We start from the raw sequence: 17572 nt of genomic DNA, 5'->3' as shown, positions 1-17572 counted from the left end.
AGATGTCGAAAATTGATCCTTCGCTTTATTTGGCCAATAACCCGGCTCAAACGAAACAAACCGGCAACAGTTCGCTCGGCAAAGATGAGTTTTTAAAAATTTTAATGGCACAGCTGCAAAACCAGGATCCGCTTAATCCGATGGAAGACAAAGAGTTTATTGCGCAGATGGCCCAGTTTACATCATTGGAGCAAATGGTAAATATGACCTCAATGATTGAAAAAATGGTTCAGTCACAAACTGCTTCTCAAATGATTAATTATCAGTCATTTGTCGGCAAAGATGTAACGTGGCATAAAATGACGGACCAGACAGATGAAAATGGACAGCCGATTGTAGAAACAGGAAATGGCACGATTGCTTCTATCAAGTTTGCCGGTGAAAGCGTCCAGTTTACGTTAACAGATGGAACGGTACTTGAACCAGCGAATATTTCTGAACTAACCGGCGGGACGAGCTCGACAGGATCGACAGGATCGAGCAGCGCAGTCAGTTCGAATCCATTAGTGGAAGCGAGCTATTTAATTGGCCGCACTGTCACATGGGGCACAGAAGGTGATGGACAAAGCGCGGCTGTTCAATCCGTTTCGATGAAGGACGGACAGATTTGGCTGCAGCTTGCAAATGGTGAAAAAATCACGGCTTCTACCTTAACAAAGATCGAGTAGGCGGGTGACGAGAATGAAAGCAGTCAATCCAATAATTCATGGAGTACGCCAGCCCATCATTCCGCCAGCTAAAAAGCAGTCAGCACAAAACACTGTCTCAACATTTAATGAAACCTTTAAAACGGTCACCGCAACACCAAAAGAGCTGATCATTTCCAAGCATGCCGTGCAGCGGTTAACAGAGCGGGGGATCCATTTGAATGAAACAGAATGGAACTTGATTGGCGAGAAACTTTCCGAGGCTAAGTCTAAAGGAGTAACCGATTCACTCGTTGTACTGAAAGATGCTACGCTTGTGGCAAGTGCACAAAACCATACCATTATTACGGCGATGAACCGCGAAGAAGCAACTGCACATCTTTTTACCAATATCAATGGCGCTATTCTTATGGACACACTTTAAATTGGCTGGACCGAACAGGAGGCCAACCGTCTGCTGACCGATTGACGCGGACAAATTCGAAAGGAGAAAAGAACTTATGTTACGTTCAATGTACTCAGGAATCAGCGGAATGAAAAACTTTCAAACAAAGCTTGATGTAATCGGAAATAATATTTCAAATGTGAACACGTATGGATTTAAAAAAGGAAGAACAGTTTTTAAGGATATGGTCTCTCAATCTATTGCAGGAGCAAGTGGAGCAAATGCAGGAAAAGGCGGAACGAATCCCAAACAAGTTGGCCTTGGAGCTCAATTGTCAGCAATTGATACAATTCAAACGCAGGGTTCATTACAGACAACTGGCCGTTCACTAGATTTATCAATATCAGGAGATGGTTTTTTTCAACTAACAGACGGTACTAATACTTATTATTCAAGAGCAGGAAATTTTTATTTGGACTCTGAAGGTACTTTAGTGAATAGCGATGGCTTGGCAGTTGTCTTAGAGGGTGAGGGACTTGGGGAAAACGCCAAGGATGCTAAAAGCATCAGTATCGGGGCTGACGGAAACATTAATTATGTAAATGCTGATGGTGAGTTGGTTTCTGCGGGTGTTATTCAAATTACAAAGTTTTCTAACCCGGATGGTTTGGAAAAAGTCGGAGCTAATTTATTCAGTGAAACAACAAATTCCGGTGACGCGGAGAACATAGGAGCGCCTGGTGAAGAAGGACGTGGTTCGCTGGTAGCTGGAGCTCTTGAAATGTCTAATGTAGACCTTTCCGAAGAATTCTCAGAAATGATCGTAGCACAGCGTGGTTTCCAAGCAAATACACGTATTATTACAACATCAGATGAAATTTTACAGGAATTAATGAGCATGAAGCGTTAATTGCTTCTTTACTTTCAAATGCAGGGGAGGGACAGGGCTGGCACGTTCAGCCCTGGCATACATGATTACTGTAACAAAACTGAACGGCAAGCCGTTCTCGCTAAATGCTATTTACATAGAAACGGTGGAAAGCTTTCCGGACACCACAATTACACTAACCAATGGAAGAAAGTATGTTGTTCTCGAACCGCATGAACAGGTAAGGGCGGATATTGAATCGTTTTATGCACGCATTTCGCTTCTCGGAAAAGTAAAGGCGGAGGAGGAACAGGATGGAGAATGAACAAAAAGTGCCGAAAAATAAATTACTTACTATTATGATTGTGCTGCTGGCCGTTATCCTGCTGGCCGGCACGATCGCCGTAATTATTATTTTGCGCGCGTCAGGCGGAGAAGAAGCTCAAAAAGAGCCATCTATTGATGAAGTGCTTGAATCGTCTGTGGATATTCCTGAAATGACAACAAACCTTGCTTCGGAGGACTTTATCCGTATTTCGTTTAAAATTCAAATGGACAGCAAGGAAGCGATGGAAGAAATGACAAAGCGGGACTTTCAGGCGAAAGATATCATTATTCAAAAGTTATCGGAAATGACAGCAGATGACTTAAAAGGCGAAGCCGGAAAACAGAAACTAACGGAAACGCTAAAAACAAATTTAAATAGTATTATGCAGGAAGGGAAAGTAGAGAAAGTATACATTACTTCCTATATCATTCAGTAACGATACCTGCACTTGATCGGAGGTGAGACAATTGTCAGGAGAAATCTTGTCTCAAAATGAAATTGATGCCCTCTTGTCTGCTTTGTCAACGGGGGAAATGAATGCGGATGAGTTAAAGAAAGAAGAAGCAGAAAAGAAAGTAAAGGTATATGATTTTAAACGTGCCTTGCGGTTTTCAAAAGACCAGATTCGAAGTTTAACAAGAATGCATGATAACTTTGCCCGGATTTTGACGACATTTTTTGCGGCACAGCTTCGTACGTACGTGCAGCTTGAAGTGGTATCTGCTGATCAAATTCCTTACGGAGAGTTTATCAGCTCGATTCCAAACCGGACGATTTTAAATGTATTTGAAGTTCCGCCGCTTGAGGGACGGATCCTAATGGAAGTAAATCCGAACGTCGCTTATGCGATGCTGGACCGTCTTCTCGGCGGACGGGGTGTAAGTGTCAATAAAGTAGAAAATTTAACAGAAATTGAAACGCGGATCATGTCGAACATGTTTGATCATGCTTTTGAAAATTACCGAGAAGCATGGTCTAATGTTGTAGAAATCGATCCAATCGCTACTGATTTTGAAGTGAATCCACAATTTTTGCAAATGGTTTCTCAAAACGAAACCGTCGTAGTGATCTCGTTAAATACAACGATTGGGGAAACAACAGGCATGATCAACATTTGTATTCCGCATGTTGTCTTGGAACCTATTATTCCAAAGCTTTCTGTACACTACTGGATGCAAAATCCTGACAAAAAAGAACGCAGCCCACAGGAAGCGCAAAATTTGGACAGTCGGATCAAAAAAGCTTCCCTGCCGGTTATCGCAGAGCTTGGCCAAACGGCTATCACGATTGAAGAGTTCTTAACGATGACAGAAGGAGATGTGATCAGCTTAAATACAGTAGTTGGCGACGCACTTACGATAAAAGTAGGGAATGTACCGAAATTTTCAGCACAGCCCGGGCGTGTAAACCGCAAACTGGCTGTTCAGGTGCTTGATTATGTGAAAGGAGGGGAAGATGATGATGAGTGATGATATGCTCTCACAAGAAGAAATTGATGCATTGTTAAGAGGCGGAGACAGCGATGATACAGAAGAAAGCGCAACGCTTGAAGCCACTAAAAATGTAGAAGAATATTTAGACGCATTCGAACAAGATACGCTTGGTGAAATCGGCAATATCTCATTCGGCAGCTCAGCAACGGCTCTTTCAAGCCTGCTGAACCAAAAAGTAGAGATTACAACACCTACCGTATCAGTTGTAGAAAAAAGCCGGTTAAAAGATGAGTTTCCACATCCGTATGCGGCGATTGAGGTTCAATACACCGAAGGATTTGCCGGGGCAAATTTACTTGTAATTCATCAAAATGATGCGGCTATTATTGCCGATTTAATGCTTGGTGGAAGTGGAGCAGGCATAGCGCCTGATTTAGGAGAGCTGCAGCTAAGTGCCGTGCAGGAAGCGATGAACCAAATGATGGGTTCAGCTGCTACTTCCATGTCAACTATTTTCAATAAAAGGGTGGATATCTCCCCGCCGTCGATTTCTCTTTTAAATTTACATGAGGGAGAGGGAGAGGAGACGATTCCAGAGCAAGAGCTGCTCGTTAAAATATCGTTCCGCTTAACAGTGGGGGACCTGATTGATTCAAATATTATGCAGCTGATCCCGCTTCAATTCGGGAAGCAGCTTGTCACAGAGCTGATGAATCCAGTGCCGCAGGAAGCAGCACCGCCGCCGATTCAGCAGGCTCCGGTAACGAAACCGGCTGCTGCCCAGGCGCCACCGCCGCCTGCGGAGCTCCCGTCTATGCCGGCGAGACCATCTCAGGAACCGGTTTATATGGGCCAGAATGCAGGCAGACAAGCTTCTGAGGCAAAAGTTGAAACGGCCGTTTTTTCTTCGTTTCAGTCACCTCAGCTTGGAGATCAGGAAGCGCGCAACTTAAATATGCTGTTTGATATCCCGCTTCAGGTAACGGTCGAGCTTGGCCGTACAAACCGAAACGTGAAAGATATTTTAGAATTAACATCCGGTTCTATTATTGAACTGGATAAATTGGCTGGAGAGCCAGTTGATGTACTTGTTAACAACCGTTTGATCGCCAGAGGCGAAGTGGTTGTAATAGAAGAAAACTTCGGCGTCCGGATTACAAATATTGCAAGTCCGGCTGACCGATTAAAAAATTTAAATTAAATTAAATACAGGGGGTTTTCTGATGAGTAATCGAATTTTAGTGGTGGATGACGCCGCATTTATGCGCATGATGATCAAGGACATTTTATCGAAGAATGGATATGAGGTAGTAGGCGAAGCTGAAAATGGTGCCCAGGCTGTTGAAAAATATGCTGAATTGAAACCGGATCTTGTAACGATGGATATCACAATGCCGGAAAAAGACGGGATTGCTGCCTTGAAAGAAATTAAAGCAGCAGATGCCAGCGCGAAGATTATCATGTGCTCAGCTATGGGGCAGCAGGCAATGGTTATTGATGCGATTCAAGCAGGAGCCAAGGATTTTATTGTCAAACCGTTTCAGGCTGATCGAGTGATCGAAGCTATTTCTAAAGTGCTTTCTTCTTAAGGTGTGATGGTTCATGAACTTATTTATAAAAGCGACTTTTGCGCTTTTATTAGCGTTTGTGTTGTTTTCCGGCAATGAGATCGTTGCCGGAGCAGCACTTTCCGATAAAAGTAGTGTACAAGATTGCATAAACAATCCAGATTCGTGCCAGCAGGAACAGCCGGCCGCGAACAACAGCCAGGATAATGCTGATGAAAATGTCACCGCTTCAGTCGGGGTCAGTTTTTGGGAAATTATTCGGGTGATTGCGGCACTTGCTTTTGTAGTGGCGCTTCTTTATTTTCTGCTTCGGTTTGTGAATAAAAAAAGCCGTTCTTACCAGGAAACGCATATTGTCCGGCATTTAGGCGGTACGCCGCTTGGAGGCAGCCGGTCCATTCAAGTTGTAAAAGTAGGAGATCGCGTCCTGGTTTTAGGAGTAGGAGACGATGTATCCCTTTTAAAAGAAATTGACGATCCGGCTGAGCGGGGTGACTTAATTAGCCGCTATGAAGAACAATCAGAGAAAATGATTCAGCCTGCTGAATTTGTGAGCAAGCTGAAAGAACGGCTGGGCAGACAGAGCGAAGAAAAAGAACCTGCTTCATTCAAGCAGGAATTTGAACAAAAAATGCATGAGCTCAGAAAAAAACGGGAGCAGGCTATGCGGGAATTGGCAGACAGGGAGCGGAAACAAGATGAATGAATTTATGGAAATATTTAATTCAAGCGACCCGGAAAATGTATCAACATCTGTTAAATTGCTGCTAATGTTAACCGTTTTATCCCTGGCGCCGAGTATCTTAATTCTCATGACTTGTTTTACACGAATTGTCATTGTGTTATCGTTTGTCAGGACAGCTCTCGGCACGCAGCAAATGCCGCCAACACAGGTTTTACTTGGACTTTCCCTTTTTTTAACCTTTTTTATTATGTCTCCGGTTTTACAGGAAGTGAATGAAGAAGCATTAACACCGCTTTTCAATGAAGAAATCAATCTTGAAGAAGCATACTCGCTGGCGAGCGGCCCATTTAAAGAATTTATGAGCGAGCAGACCCGTCAAAAAGATTTACAGTTGTTTTTGGATTACACTCAGGCAGAGCAGCCGAAATCGATTGACGACATTCCGCTGACAACGCTTGTGCCGGCTTTTGCACTAAGCGAAATCAAAACGGCTTTTCAAATTGGTTTTATGATTTTTATTCCGTTTCTTGTAATCGACATGATTGTGGCAAGTGTCCTTATGTCTATGGGAATGATGATGCTGCCGCCCGTTATGATTTCCCTTCCTTTTAAAATCCTGCTGTTTGTTTTAATTGATGGGTGGTATCTCGTAATAGAATCCTTGCTTCAAAGCTTTTAGGAAGGTGACAACATGAATACAGAAATGGTTCTTTCCCTGGCTGAAAAAGGGGTATATACAACTTTAATTGTGTGCGCGCCGCTTTTGCTTCTGGCACTTGGGATCGGTTTGATTGTGAGTATTTTTCAGGCAACAACGCAAATTCAGGAGCAGACGCTTGCGTTCGTGCCAAAAATTGCGGGTGTTTTAATTGGCCTGATTTTTTTTGGCCCATGGATGCTGGAGCAAATGATCACCTATACATCGGATATTTTTACTAATTTAACGAGATTTGTTGGTTAAACAAGTATGACAGAATTAATGCCAGATCCATCTCTTTTTTTGCTTGTCCTTGTTCGTATATCGGCTTTTTTTGTGACCATGCCGTTGTTTTCATATCGGACCATTCCCGCACAGCACCGGGCTGCTTTTTCGTTAGTGCTTGCCTGGACGATGTATTACACGATCGATGCCGCACCCATTGAAATCAATGGGGAATATATTTTGCTTATTTTAAAAGAAGCTATGGTAGGTCTTTTAATTGGTATGTCCGGATTTATCGTTTTATCGGCTATTCAAATTGCCGGCGGCTTTATTGATTTTCAAATGGGTTTTGCGATTGCAAATGTTATTGACCCGCAGACGGGGGTTCAAAGTCCGCTGATGGGCCAATATTTATACATGTTTTCGTTATTGATGCTACTTGCCTTAAATGGGCATCACCTTATTTTAGATGGCATTTTCTACAGCTACCAGCTCATCCCGGTCAACGAGCTCACTTTTCCATTTGGCAGTCAGGAAACGGCTCATTATATGGCGAGAACGTTCAGCAGTGTATTTGTGATCGCTTTTCAAATGTCAATGCCTGTAGTAGCCGTTTTATTTTTAACGGATGTGATGCTTGGTGTGGTAGCACGAACCGTGCCGCAGCTAAACATCTTCGTAGTGGGCTTTCCATTGAAAATTGGGGCGGCTTTTGCGGTTATGTTTATTGTAATGGGTGTGATTTTTACGCTTGTTCGTCAGTTGTTTCAAATGATGCTTCTCACTATGCGGGATTTAATGACGATTTTTGGAGGCGGATAACGTGCTTAAATTAGATTTGCAATTTTTTGCAGGTGAAAAAACAGAAAAAGCCACGCCGAAAAAAAAGCAGGATTCCCGTAAAAAAGGCCAGGTTACAAAAAGTCAGGACTTAAACACAGCGGTCAGCCTGCTCGTTCTGTTCGGTTTTTTATCGCTGTTTGCTGCTTCAATGGGCAGAAACATTTTTCATATGTTTAAACATTCGCTTCAAACTTACATGATGATGGAAGTAACGGAAGCGAACTTAAAAACGATTGTATTTGAAATTATGGAACAAGGTTTAATGATTGTCGGTCCATTTATGGCAGCGGCAGTGGCGGCGGGAGTCGTCGCCAATTATGCTCAGGTAGGATGGCTGGTTACAGGCGAGCCTATTAAACCAAAGCTTGACAAGCTGGATCCGATCAAAGGATTTAAACGAATTTTTTCGATGCGGGCGATTGTAGAGTTGTTAAAATCAATATTGAAAATTGGTTTTGTCGGTACGGCCGCTTTTGTTATTTTGTGGTCAAATATGGATGAAGTGTTGAAGCTGGCCCTAAAGCCTATTCAAGATACGCTTCCGTTTGTCGGTTCTATTACCGTGCAAATGGGTTTAGCCGCCGCCGCCGCATTACTCGTTTTAGGGGTTTTGGATTACTTTTACCAAAAGTATGATTTCGAAAAAAGCCTGCGTATGTCCAAGCAGGATATAAAAGATGAGCATAAAAACTCAGAAGGTGACCCGCTCATTAAATCAAAAATCCGCCAGACGCAAAGAGAAATGGCTATGCGCCGAATGATGCAGGAAGTGCCGAATGCAGACGTCGTGATCACCAACCCGACTCACTACGCCATTGCGCTAAAGTATGATGAATCCAAAAGGGATGCGCCGTATGTAGTGGCCAAAGGCACAGATTATCTAGCGCAAAAAATTAAATTTGTGGCTAAAGAAAATGACGTCATGATGGTTGAAAACCGGCCGCTTGCACGGGCTCTTCATGATCAAACGGAAATAGGTGATTCAGTACCGGAAGAATTCTTTAAAGCCATTGCTGAAATTCTAGCATACGTATATCGAATAAAAAATAAATTGTAATTTTTCGTTGGGAGAGAAAAAAATGAAAGCAAGAGACCTCTCGGTTTTACTAAGCGTGATCTTAATTGTTGCCATGCTGATCGTTCCATTGCCAACATGGCTGTTAAGTGTGCTCATCATCATGAATATCTCTCTTGCGCTTCTCGTTTTGCTCATCTCCATGAACATGAAAGAAGCGCTGGAGTTTTCTGTGTTTCCGTCGCTCCTTTTATTGTTGACGTTATTCCGGCTTGGCCTGAATGTGTCGACAACGCGTTCCATATTGAGTCACGGCGAAGCTGGGGGCGTTGTCGAGACATTCGGGACATTCGTAGTTGGCGGTAATGTTGTAGTAGGGATGGTTATTTTCGTTATTCTGGTTATCATCCAGTTTGTTGTCATTACAAAAGGAGCCGAGCGTGTATCAGAAGTGGCAGCCCGGTTTACACTCGATGCCATGCCGGGAAAACAGATGAGTATTGATGCGGATTTGAATGCTGGGATGATTTCTGAAGCCCAGGCACGCGAGCGCCGGGAAAAAGTCAGCCGTGAAGCCGATTTTTACGGTGCGATGGATGGGGCAACAAAGTTTGTTAAAGGAGATGCGATTGCCGGTATTATTATGGTTATCATTAACTTAATTGTCGGCATGGTCATTGGTGTGATGCAGCAGGATCTATCTTTTGCTGAATCGGCTGCCCGTTATTCTCTTTTAACGGTTGGGGATGGAATCGTTTCACAAGTGCCGGCACTGCTTATTACAACCGCAACAGGTATTGTTGTGACCCGTGCAGCTTCTAATGGAAATTTAGGAGAAGAAATTACGGCACAGCTTTTACGTTATCCTTCTATGCTGTATATCGCAGCAGGAACGATTTTTCTGTTAGGCATCGCTACGCCTATTACGGATCTGTTAACTATTCCTGTTGCAGCCGGTCTTGCATATGGCGGCTATATGATGAACCGGGTACCGAAACCAGATCTGGAGGATCCGGTGCCGTCTGAAGAAGAAACAGAAATGGAAGAGTTAAAAAGTCCAGAATCTGTGGTCAACCTTTTGACCATAGACCCGATTGAATTTGAATTTGGGTATGGCTTAATTCCGCTCGCCGATACAAATCAAGGCGGAGATTTGCTTGATCGTATCGTAATGATCAGGCGCCAGCTGGCACTTGAGCTCGGCCTGGTTATTCCGGTTGTACGCATCCGGGATAATATTCAGCTTCAGCCAAATGAATATCGTATGAAAATCAAAGGCAGTGAAGTGGCAGGCGGGGAACTGCTGCTGGATCATTATCTGGCAATGAGCCCGGGTGAAGAAGATGATTTAGTAGAAGGCATTGACACGATCGAGCCATCATTCGGCCTGCCGGCAAAATGGATTACCGAAGATGCGAAGGAGCAGGCAGAAATCTTCGGCTATACCGTTGTTGATCCGCCGAGTGTTGTGTCCACTCATTTAACGGAAACGATTAAAAAGTATGCAAACGAACTTTTAGGGCGCCAGGAAACACAGCAGTTAATCGACCATTTAAAAGAAACATATCCGATTTTAGTAGATGAAGTAACACCAAATCCACTTTCTGTTGGAGAAGTGCAAAAAGTGCTGTCAAAGCTGTTGAAAGAAAACTTATCTATTCGTAATCTGCCGATCATCTTTGAAACCCTGGCTGACTATGGAAAAATGACTTCAGACACCGATTTACTAACAGAGTATGTAAGGCAGGCGCTTGCCCGCCAAATTACCATGCAGTTTGCAGATGAAAGCGGGTCATTGAACGTTATTACGCTGTCAGGAAGAATTGAAAAGCTGATTGCAGATGGTGTGCAGCAAACCGAACATGGAAACTATCTATCTATCGATCCAAATGATTCGCAGCGTATTTTAGAAGCGACGGCTCAGCAGGTTGAACAAGCATCTTTTATGCAGCAATCGCCTGTTATTCTTTGTTCTCCTGCTATTCGGATGTATGTACGGCAGCTTTTAGAGCGTTATTTTCCACAAATACCGGTGCTGTCTTATAATGAGCTTGAACCAAGTGTGGAAGTGCAAAGTACAGGGGTGGTGACCATCGAATGAGAGTAAAAAAATATCTTGCGCCTTCTATGCCGGAAGTGATGAAAAAAGTCAGAGCAGAATTAGGAGCCCAGGCCGTTATTTTGCAGTCAAGAACGGTTTACTCGGGTGGAATTTTCGGCTTATTTAAGAAAAAAAACATTGAGGTGGTGGCAGCAATCGATTCTGCACCCGCTGCTGTGCCTGCACAGCCGGAAGTAAAGCGGCCGGCTTTGCAGGAAAAGCCAGCTTCAATAGTTCCTGAAGAATTAAAAAATGAAATGAACGATATGAAAAAAATGATTCGGGACCTTCAAAAATCAACGGCTTCTTCTGCTTTGTATCCGGATATGCTGCAGCCGGCCATTGATCAATTAAGCCGGCATGGAATAGCGAAAGAATGGATTGACCAAACGGCTTCCTGTTTATTCGAAAAATGGCATACCGAAAAAGAAGCAGCCACAGCCCGGCAAATAAGGGAGTGGACACTTCTTTATTTAAAGAGCTGTCTGCCGGATTCCGGCTCATTAAACAAAGCCGGAGTAAAGTTTTCTTATTTACTCGGTCCGACGGGAGTGGGCAAAACCACAACCATTGCAAAGCTTGCTTCAAAGCAGGTGCTTGATTTCAATCGAAAAGTAGCTTTTATTACAACAGATACATACCGGATTGCGGCCATTGAGCAGCTGAAAACGTATTCTGGGCTTTTGAATGCACCAATGAAAGTAGCTTATTCAAGGGAAGACATGAACCAGTGTATGCAGGAATTGAGCTCGGCTGACGCTGTTTTTATTGATACAGCAGGGCGCAACTATCTCGATGGCCAGTATGTAGCGGATCTTCGGTCTTTGATCATGCAGCGTCCCGAAGAATCTGCTTATTTCCTCGTATTAAGTGCAACAGCGAAAGAAGAAGATTTACATGCTATTATTCAAAATTTCTCATCTTTACGAATAGATGGATTTATTTTCACAAAGGTTGATGAAACAAAAACAAAAGGGGCTCTCCTTAATTTAATGTATACGTATAAACGGCATACCGCTTTTGTCTCTAATGGTCAAAATGTACCAGATGACTTGATTAAACTTTCGACGGAACAATTAGTAGATTACATTTTTGAGGACTGGAAAGCATGAAAGACCAAGCGGAGCTGCTTCGCCAAAAAATGATGCAAAAGTCATTCCAGTCAAGACCTTATAATCAAAAAGCGGCTCGAACGCTGGCCATTGTCAGCGGCAAGGGCGGTGTTGGAAAAACAAACATTTCTGTTAATTTAGCGGTCGGGCTTGCAAAAATAAATAAAAAAGTTTTGCTATTTGATATGGACATTGGTATGGGTAATATTTATCATTTAATTAATGGCAACCCCTCATTATCGATTGTTGATTTTTTTGAAAGGGACTTTCCGCTTACTCAGCTTATTCAAGCTGGACCTGCGGGGCTTTCTTACATTCACGGGGGTTCTGCTTTTTCGTCCCTGTTCGAATGGAAAGAAGCTTATCAAGAAAAATGGATTTCAGGACTTCAGTCACTGATAGCAGGATTTGACTTTCTCATTTTCGACATGGGAGCAGGGGCTACAAAAGAAAGCTTAAATATTCTCCAAGCAGTCGATGAAGTGCTGACAGTTACGACGCCTGAACCAACTGCTATGACGGATGCGTACTCTATGATGAAATTTATTCACATGCGCGATCCGCAAAAGATCTTTTATTTAATTTGTAACCGGGTGGAATCGAGAAAAGAAGGTCAGGAAACCGCTGGGCGTTTGGGCAGTACGATGCATCGGTTTTTAAATGTAAAGCCCATTTTTCTTGGAACCATTCCGGAAGATTCTGCAGTGAGAAAAGCAGTAAAAATGGGGCAGCCATTTCTTCTCTCCTTTCCAAAAGCAAAAATCTCATTTTCTTTTGAGCAAATTGTGCATCAATACGCAGAGGAGCCAAAGGGAACCTTCAAGGAAGGGTCCCGTTTTATAAGTAAGCTGCGCCGCTTCTTTACAGAAAGAGGAGGGGACGAATGAACGCAAAAAGGGTTCTTGTAGTGGATGACTCCGCTTTTATGAGAAAGTTGATTTCCGAGTTTTTATCTGAACATCCTCAGCTTGAAGTGATAGCTTTTGGCCGAAATGGACGAGATGGTGTAAAAAAAGCACTGGAGCTTAAACCAGATGTGATCACTCTTGATGTTGAAATGCCGGAAATGGATGGGCTGGAGGCTTTAAAAGCCATTATGGAAAAGCAGCCGTGTCCAGTGGTGATGTTGTCTAGCTTAACAAAAGAAGGAACGGAAACAACACTGAAAGCGATTGAGCTTGGTGCAGTTGATTTTATTGCAAAACCATCAGGAACGATCTCGCTCGATCTTCACAAAATTAAAGATGTCCTGATTGAAAAAGTACTGGGTGCATCAAAAGCAAATATCAGCATGCAGCCCGCTATATTAAAAAAAACTGCTGTTATTTCTCCTCCGGCTGAGAGCGAATATACAGAGACAAACACTGTGCGTCCCCAGGTTCGAAGCAAAAAAATGAATAAACTGGTTTTGATTGCGACTTCTACTGGAGGGCCGCGCGCCTTGCAGCATGTAGTGACTAAACTTCCAGCCTCGCTTCCGGCACCGGTCGTGATTGTTCAGCATATGCCGCCTGGTTTTACAAAGTCTTTGTCAGACAGGCTTGATTCATTGTCCGAAATTCGGGTGAAAGAAGGCAAAGATGGTGAAATTCTGCAAAATGGCACAGTGTATATCGCACCGGGTGGAAAGCATCTGCGTTTGAAAAAAACAGGGACATCCACCGTTATTGCATTAGATGAATTGCCTCCGGAAGGCGGACACCGTCCTGCAGCCAATGCGACATTCCGTTCTGCCGCCGCTATACACGACCTTGAAAAAACAGCAGTCATTATGACTGGAATGGGGTCGGACGGAGCGGAAGGGCTTATTACATTAAAAGAAACCGGAACTGTGAAGGCTATTGCGGAAGCGAAAGAAACATGTGTGGTATATGGGATGCCGAAAGCGGCCATTGCAACACACCTTGTTGATGATGTAGTGCCGGTCGACGAGATTGCTTCAGCCATTGTTAAGCACGTATACAATAAGAGGTGAACACGTATGGATACAAATCAGTATTTAGAAATTTTTATTGATGAAAGCAAAGAACATCTTCAAGCAATGAGCGAGCATTTGCTTGAATTAGAGAAAGATCCGGAAAATATCGCGATTGTAAATGAAATTTTCCGCTCCGCCCATACGTTAAAAGGGATGTCTGCAACGATGGGATATGAAGATTTGGCCAATTTAACCCATAAATTGGAGAACGTCCTTGATGCAATTCGTAACCATCAAATATCTGTATCCTTGGAAATAATGGATACGGTTTTTTCTTCTGTAGATGACCTTGAAGCAATGGTAGAAGATATTGCGGCAGGAGGAGACGGCAAAAGGGACGTTTCAGCTATTGTAGAAAAACTTCTGATTATTGAACAGGGAGAAGCAGCAGCAGCGGTTGAAGCTCCCGAGGCTCCCATGGCTTCCCAGCCCGCAGCCGCTCTTTCATATGACGAATTTGAATGGACAGTGATTAATCAATCAAAAGAGCAGGGATTCACTTGTTTGGAGATCGCCGTTTCACTTCGAGCGGATTGTGTATTAAAAGCCGCGCGTGTATTTATGGTGTTTGAGGTGCTTGAGAAATGTGGAGAAGTGATCAAAAGCTCTCCTTCCTCTGAGCAGCTGGAAGAAGAAAAATTTGATGAAACCTTTACGGTCACACTTATTACAAAAGAACCGGCAGGCGATATTGGAGAAAAAATAAAGAAAGTGTCTGAAGTAGAGCGGGTGCAGGTAACAGAAATTACTTCTGTAACCGAGCCGAAAATGAAGCCCGCTTCCTCACCGCCTGCAGCGCCTCAGCCAAAACTGGACAGTGCTGCACAGGAAGCAGCTAAGAAACAGCCGGCAGAGGCAGAAAAAGGCGAAGCCAAATCGCCGAAGCAGGCTGCCTCTAATAAAACCATTCGGGTAAATATTGAGCGCCTTGATATTTTAATGAACTTATTTGAAGAGCTTGTGATTGACCGGGGACGGCTTGAATCTATTTCGGCAGAGTTAAATCATACCGAGCTGAATGAAACTGTAGAACGTATGTCACGTATTTCAGGAGACTTGCAAAATATTATCTTAAACATGCGCATGGTTCCGGTAGAAACAGTGTTCAACCGTTTTCCAAAGCTGGTCCGTCAATTATCACGGGATTTAGGAAAGCAAATCAACTTGGAAATTATCGGTGCGGAAACAGAACTTGACCGTACGGTGATCGATGAAATTGGCGATCCACTCGTTCACTTAATTCGGAATGCGGGAGATCACGGAATCGAGATGCCGGAAGTCCGTCTTTCAAAAGGCAAGCCGGCTGAAGGAACGATCAAGCTGAAAGCGTACCATAGCGGCAACCATGTATTTATTGAAATTGAAGATGACGGGGCCGGGATCAATAAAGACCGCGTTCTTCAAAAAGCGCTTGATAAAGGAATCGTAACAGAAGAGCAGGCACTAGGAATGACAGACCGCCAGATTTTTGAGCTCATTATGGCATCTGGTTTCTCAACAGCTGAAGTGATTTCTGATTTATCGGGACGCGGCGTAGGGTTGGATGTTGTGAAAACGACCATTGAATCGCTGGGCGGCTCCATTACGATCGATTCTCAAGAAGGAGCAGGCTCCATCTTCTCCATTCAGCTGCCGCTGACACTATCGATTATTTCTGTTATGCTCGTCGAAGCGAAAAAAGAAAAATATGCCATTCCTTTGTCTTCTATTATCGAAACGGCGATTGTCAAAAAAGAAGATATTATGAATGCGCATAACCAGCAGGTCATTGATTTCCGTGGAAAGGTAGTACCTCTTTTGTTTTTAAAGGATATTTTCTCTGTGCCGCATGAAGAAGATGACGACCGTTTTTACTCTGTTGTCCTCGTCCGCAAAGGGGAAAAGATGGCTGGATTAGTGGTAGATTCATTTATCGGACAACAGGAAGTAGTGCTTAAATCACTCGGAAACTATTTATCAAATGTTTTTGCGATCTCCGGCGCGACTATACTCGGAGACGGACAAGTAGCGCTGATTGTAGATTGCAATGCGCTGATTAAATAAGGAGGTGCATCAAATGAGTGAAACCCTTGCATCTAAAACAGTAAAAGTGATAGCTTTTCAGCTGGTAGATAAAGAATATGCACTTCCCGTTCACCAGGTTTATTCTATTGAGAAGTTAATGCATATTACACGTGTCCCGGGAACAGTTCCTTTTGTAAAAGGGGTTATTAATTTAAGAGGGGTTGTAACGCCGATTATTGACCTCCGCAGCCGTTTCGGCTTGTCGGATAAACAATATGATGAATCAACCCGTATTATTATTGCTTCTTTCGATGATATTGAGGTGGGACTGGTTGTAGACGGTGCCAACGACGTACTTGATATTCCAGTAGATGCCATTGAGCCTCAGCCCGAAGTGGTAGGCTCACTTGGAGATGAGTATATAACAGGTGTAGCAAAACTTGAAAAAAGGCTGCTTATTATGCTGAGCCTGCAAAAGATTTTCAACTAAGGCTGCTGCAATGAATTATATTGATAGAATTCAACCCATTCACCTTGATATTTTAAAAGAAGTAGGCAATATAGGAGCAGGTCATGCGGCGACGTCCCTTTCCACTTTATTAAACCGGAAAATCGACATGAAGGTCCCGAACGTCCGGATTGTTCCTTTTGCAGAAATGATGGAGCTAACCGGCGGCTCTGAAAAAGAAGTAGTCAGTGTCAGCCTGCGAATTGAAGGGGAAGCAGGCGGCAATATGTTTTTTATGCTGGCTGTTGAAGAAGCCGATCGTTTTATTCAAAAATTAATGGGTGACGAATCCTTTACATTCCGCAAACATGATACGCATACGATCGGCTTTTCTGCCATGCAGGAAATGGGCAATATTTTATCTGGTTCATACTTGTCTGCTTTGGGAGATTTTACACAGCTCAAGCTGCAGCCTTCCGTACCAGAACTGGCGGTGGATATGTTTGGCGCAATCATTAGCTATGGACTGCTTGAGATCTCTCAATACAGCGATTATACCATCGTCATTGATACGATTTTAACGGAAACGGATGAGGGGGACGTTGAAACGGTCAAAGGCCATTTCTTTCTTCTTCTGTCACCGGATTCTTTTCCTATTTTGTTTAAAGCGCTTGGTGCAGGCTATGATAAATAAAATAGGTGAAATCATCAAAGTCGGTATTGCGGACATGAATATTGTCAAGCCGCCGAATATGATTCGAACTTCCGGGCTCGGCTCCTGTGTCGGGGTTGTTCTTTACGATGAAGTGTCACACATAGCGGGAATGGTCCATGTGATGCTTCCGGATTCCAATCTTGCCAAAGCTGATATTAAAAATAAAGCCAAATTTGCCGATACGGGTATTCAAGCGCTGATTGCGGAGCTTGCAAAACAGGGGGTCCGTCCAGGCCGCCTGAAGGCGAAAATAGCGGGAGGCGCCCAGATGTTTCAATTTAAATCAGGTTCTGATTTAATGAAAATTGGCCCCAGGAATGTAGCTGCTGTAAAAGAACAGCTGCAAAAAGCCCATATTCCTATTCTTTCAGAAGATACCGGCGGCAGCAGCGGCAGAACGATTGAATTCGATCCAATGACGTTTCTTTTGCATATTCGGACGGTTAATAAGGGCGAACAAAAGATTTAATTCGAGTGAGCAGCGGACTGATGGCCGCTGCTTTTTAGTGTATATTGTTGG

General features: G+C 43.4%; 21 protein-coding genes. All 21 read left to right on the top strand.

Features of this window, described 5'->3' with window-relative positions:
• The first annotated feature begins 2 nt into the window (after positions 1–2).
• The 21 genes from flgD to RRU94_RS19505 all read left to right on the top strand — a co-directional run bounded on the left by flgD (position 3) and on the right by RRU94_RS19505 (position 17521).
• The gene (flgD, locus tag RRU94_RS19605; RefSeq protein ID WP_315692531.1) at positions 3–668 is read left to right on the top strand and encodes a flagellar hook assembly protein FlgD; all 666 of its coding nucleotides are present in this window, start codon (positions 3–5) and stop codon (positions 666–668) included.
• 13 nt (positions 669–681) lie between these two features.
• Entirely contained in the window at positions 682–1071 is a 390-nt protein-coding gene (locus RRU94_RS19600; RefSeq protein ID WP_315692530.1) for a TIGR02530 family flagellar biosynthesis protein, read from the top strand.
• 76 nt (positions 1072–1147) lie between these two features.
• Positions 1148–1942 carry a flagellar basal body rod protein FlgG gene (flgG, locus tag RRU94_RS19595; protein ID WP_315692529.1) on the top strand — a complete coding sequence of 265 codons (795 nt, stop codon included), beginning with the start codon at positions 1148–1150 and terminating at the stop codon, positions 1940–1942.
• A 61-nt stretch (positions 1943–2003) separates the two neighbouring features.
• The gene (locus RRU94_RS19590) at positions 2004–2225 is read left to right on the top strand and encodes a flagellar FlbD family protein (RefSeq protein ID WP_315692528.1); all 222 of its coding nucleotides are present in this window, start codon (positions 2004–2006) and stop codon (positions 2223–2225) included.
• On the top strand, positions 2215–2664 hold the full coding sequence (fliL, locus tag RRU94_RS19585; protein WP_315692527.1) for a flagellar basal body-associated protein FliL: 450 nt from the start codon (positions 2215–2217) through the stop codon (positions 2662–2664). Before RRU94_RS19590 ends, fliL begins: the two co-directional genes overlap by 11 nt.
• 31 nt (positions 2665–2695) lie before the next feature.
• Entirely contained in the window at positions 2696–3697 is a 1002-nt protein-coding gene (gene fliM, locus RRU94_RS19580) for a flagellar motor switch protein FliM (protein ID WP_309087090.1), read from the top strand.
• Positions 3687–4862 (top strand): flagellar motor switch phosphatase FliY, encoded by a 1176-nt coding sequence (gene fliY / locus RRU94_RS19575; RefSeq protein WP_315696053.1) that lies wholly within the window; start codon positions 3687–3689, stop codon positions 4860–4862. Before fliM ends, fliY begins: the two co-directional genes overlap by 11 nt.
• Positions 4863–4884: 22 nt before the next feature.
• The gene (locus RRU94_RS19570; protein WP_242234436.1) at positions 4885–5250 is read left to right on the top strand and encodes a response regulator; all 366 of its coding nucleotides are present in this window, start codon (positions 4885–4887) and stop codon (positions 5248–5250) included.
• 13 nt (positions 5251–5263) lie between these two features.
• Positions 5264–5935: a flagellar biosynthetic protein FliO gene (locus tag RRU94_RS19565; protein ID WP_315692525.1), complete on the top strand. Its 672-nt coding sequence runs from the start codon at positions 5264–5266 to the stop codon at positions 5933–5935.
• On the top strand, positions 5928–6593 hold the full coding sequence (gene fliP, locus RRU94_RS19560) for a flagellar type III secretion system pore protein FliP (protein WP_251270230.1): 666 nt from the start codon (positions 5928–5930) through the stop codon (positions 6591–6593). The genes RRU94_RS19565 and fliP overlap by 8 nt, the downstream gene beginning before the upstream one ends.
• Before the next feature lie 12 nt (positions 6594–6605).
• Positions 6606–6875, top strand: a complete 270-nt coding sequence (fliQ, locus tag RRU94_RS19555) for a flagellar biosynthesis protein FliQ (protein WP_315692524.1) — start codon at positions 6606–6608, stop codon at positions 6873–6875.
• Between the two features lie 6 nt (positions 6876–6881).
• Positions 6882–7658 (top strand): flagellar biosynthetic protein FliR, encoded by a 777-nt coding sequence (gene fliR, locus RRU94_RS19550; protein WP_315692523.1) that lies wholly within the window; start codon positions 6882–6884, stop codon positions 7656–7658.
• Between the two features lies 1 nt (position 7659).
• The gene (gene flhB, locus RRU94_RS19545; RefSeq protein ID WP_315692522.1) at positions 7660–8736 is read left to right on the top strand and encodes a flagellar biosynthesis protein FlhB; all 1077 of its coding nucleotides are present in this window, start codon (positions 7660–7662) and stop codon (positions 8734–8736) included.
• Between the two features lie 22 nt (positions 8737–8758).
• The gene (gene flhA, locus RRU94_RS19540; RefSeq protein WP_315692521.1) at positions 8759–10795 is read left to right on the top strand and encodes a flagellar biosynthesis protein FlhA; all 2037 of its coding nucleotides are present in this window, start codon (positions 8759–8761) and stop codon (positions 10793–10795) included.
• The gene (gene flhF / locus RRU94_RS19535; protein ID WP_315692519.1) at positions 10792–11907 is read left to right on the top strand and encodes a flagellar biosynthesis GTPase FlhF; all 1116 of its coding nucleotides are present in this window, start codon (positions 10792–10794) and stop codon (positions 11905–11907) included. The genes flhA and flhF overlap by 4 nt, the downstream gene beginning before the upstream one ends.
• A complete protein-coding gene (locus RRU94_RS19530) occupies positions 11904–12794 on the top strand; it encodes a MinD/ParA family protein (RefSeq protein ID WP_315692518.1) in 891 nt (296 codons plus the stop codon). The genes flhF and RRU94_RS19530 overlap by 4 nt, the downstream gene beginning before the upstream one ends.
• Entirely contained in the window at positions 12791–13882 is a 1092-nt protein-coding gene (locus tag RRU94_RS19525; protein ID WP_315692517.1) for a protein-glutamate methylesterase/protein-glutamine glutaminase, read from the top strand. Before RRU94_RS19530 ends, RRU94_RS19525 begins: the two co-directional genes overlap by 4 nt.
• Before the next feature lie 6 nt (positions 13883–13888).
• A complete protein-coding gene (locus RRU94_RS19520) occupies positions 13889–15928 on the top strand; it encodes a chemotaxis protein CheW (protein WP_315692516.1) in 2040 nt (679 codons plus the stop codon).
• A 13-nt stretch (positions 15929–15941) separates the two neighbouring features.
• On the top strand, positions 15942–16379 hold the full coding sequence (locus tag RRU94_RS19515; protein WP_315692515.1) for a chemotaxis protein CheW: 438 nt from the start codon (positions 15942–15944) through the stop codon (positions 16377–16379).
• Between the two features lie 10 nt (positions 16380–16389).
• Positions 16390–17031 (top strand): chemotaxis protein CheC, encoded by a 642-nt coding sequence (locus RRU94_RS19510; protein WP_315692514.1) that lies wholly within the window; start codon positions 16390–16392, stop codon positions 17029–17031.
• Positions 17021–17521, top strand: coding sequence for a chemotaxis protein CheD (locus RRU94_RS19505; protein WP_251270219.1), 501 nt, complete (start codon positions 17021–17023; stop codon positions 17519–17521). Before RRU94_RS19510 ends, RRU94_RS19505 begins: the two co-directional genes overlap by 11 nt.
• Positions 17522–17572 lie beyond the last annotated feature (51 nt).

Origin of the sequence: Domibacillus sp. DTU_2020_1001157_1_SI_ALB_TIR_016 (assembly GCF_032341995.1) — a bacterium.
GTDB lineage: Bacteria > Bacillota > Bacilli > Bacillales > Domibacillaceae > Domibacillus > Domibacillus indicus_A.
This window is presented reverse-complemented; position numbering and strand designations above follow the sequence as displayed.

What these genes read in the sequence shown, in the direction of transcription:
- flgD (WP_315692531.1), top strand. Translation starts at nt 3, where the DNA reads ATGTCGAAAATTGATCCTTCGCTTTATTTGGCCAATAACCCGGCTCAA.
- RRU94_RS19600 (WP_315692530.1), top strand. Translation starts at nt 682, where the DNA reads ATGAAAGCAGTCAATCCAATAATTCATGGAGTACGCCAGCCCATCATT.
- flgG (WP_315692529.1), top strand. Translation starts at nt 1,148, where the DNA reads ATGTTACGTTCAATGTACTCAGGAATCAGCGGAATGAAAAACTTTCAA.
- RRU94_RS19590 (WP_315692528.1), top strand. Translation starts at nt 2,004, where the DNA reads ATGATTACTGTAACAAAACTGAACGGCAAGCCGTTCTCGCTAAATGCT.
- fliL (WP_315692527.1), top strand. Translation starts at nt 2,215, where the DNA reads ATGGAGAATGAACAAAAAGTGCCGAAAAATAAATTACTTACTATTATG.
- fliY (WP_315696053.1), top strand. Translation starts at nt 3,687, where the DNA reads ATGATGAGTGATGATATGCTCTCACAAGAAGAAATTGATGCATTGTTA.
- RRU94_RS19570 (WP_242234436.1), top strand. Translation starts at nt 4,885, where the DNA reads ATGAGTAATCGAATTTTAGTGGTGGATGACGCCGCATTTATGCGCATG.
- RRU94_RS19565 (WP_315692525.1), top strand. Translation starts at nt 5,264, where the DNA reads ATGAACTTATTTATAAAAGCGACTTTTGCGCTTTTATTAGCGTTTGTG.
- fliP (WP_251270230.1), top strand. Translation starts at nt 5,928, where the DNA reads ATGAATGAATTTATGGAAATATTTAATTCAAGCGACCCGGAAAATGTA.
- fliQ (WP_315692524.1), top strand. Translation starts at nt 6,606, where the DNA reads ATGAATACAGAAATGGTTCTTTCCCTGGCTGAAAAAGGGGTATATACA.
- fliR (WP_315692523.1), top strand. Translation starts at nt 6,882, where the DNA reads ATGACAGAATTAATGCCAGATCCATCTCTTTTTTTGCTTGTCCTTGTT.
- flhA (WP_315692521.1), top strand. Translation starts at nt 8,759, where the DNA reads ATGAAAGCAAGAGACCTCTCGGTTTTACTAAGCGTGATCTTAATTGTT.
- flhF (WP_315692519.1), top strand. Translation starts at nt 10,792, where the DNA reads ATGAGAGTAAAAAAATATCTTGCGCCTTCTATGCCGGAAGTGATGAAA.
- RRU94_RS19530 (WP_315692518.1), top strand. Translation starts at nt 11,904, where the DNA reads ATGAAAGACCAAGCGGAGCTGCTTCGCCAAAAAATGATGCAAAAGTCA.
- RRU94_RS19525 (WP_315692517.1), top strand. Translation starts at nt 12,791, where the DNA reads ATGAACGCAAAAAGGGTTCTTGTAGTGGATGACTCCGCTTTTATGAGA.
- RRU94_RS19520 (WP_315692516.1), top strand. Translation starts at nt 13,889, where the DNA reads ATGGATACAAATCAGTATTTAGAAATTTTTATTGATGAAAGCAAAGAA.
- RRU94_RS19515 (WP_315692515.1), top strand. Translation starts at nt 15,942, where the DNA reads ATGAGTGAAACCCTTGCATCTAAAACAGTAAAAGTGATAGCTTTTCAG.
- RRU94_RS19510 (WP_315692514.1), top strand. Translation starts at nt 16,390, where the DNA reads ATGAATTATATTGATAGAATTCAACCCATTCACCTTGATATTTTAAAA.
- RRU94_RS19505 (WP_251270219.1), top strand. Translation starts at nt 17,021, where the DNA reads ATGATAAATAAAATAGGTGAAATCATCAAAGTCGGTATTGCGGACATG.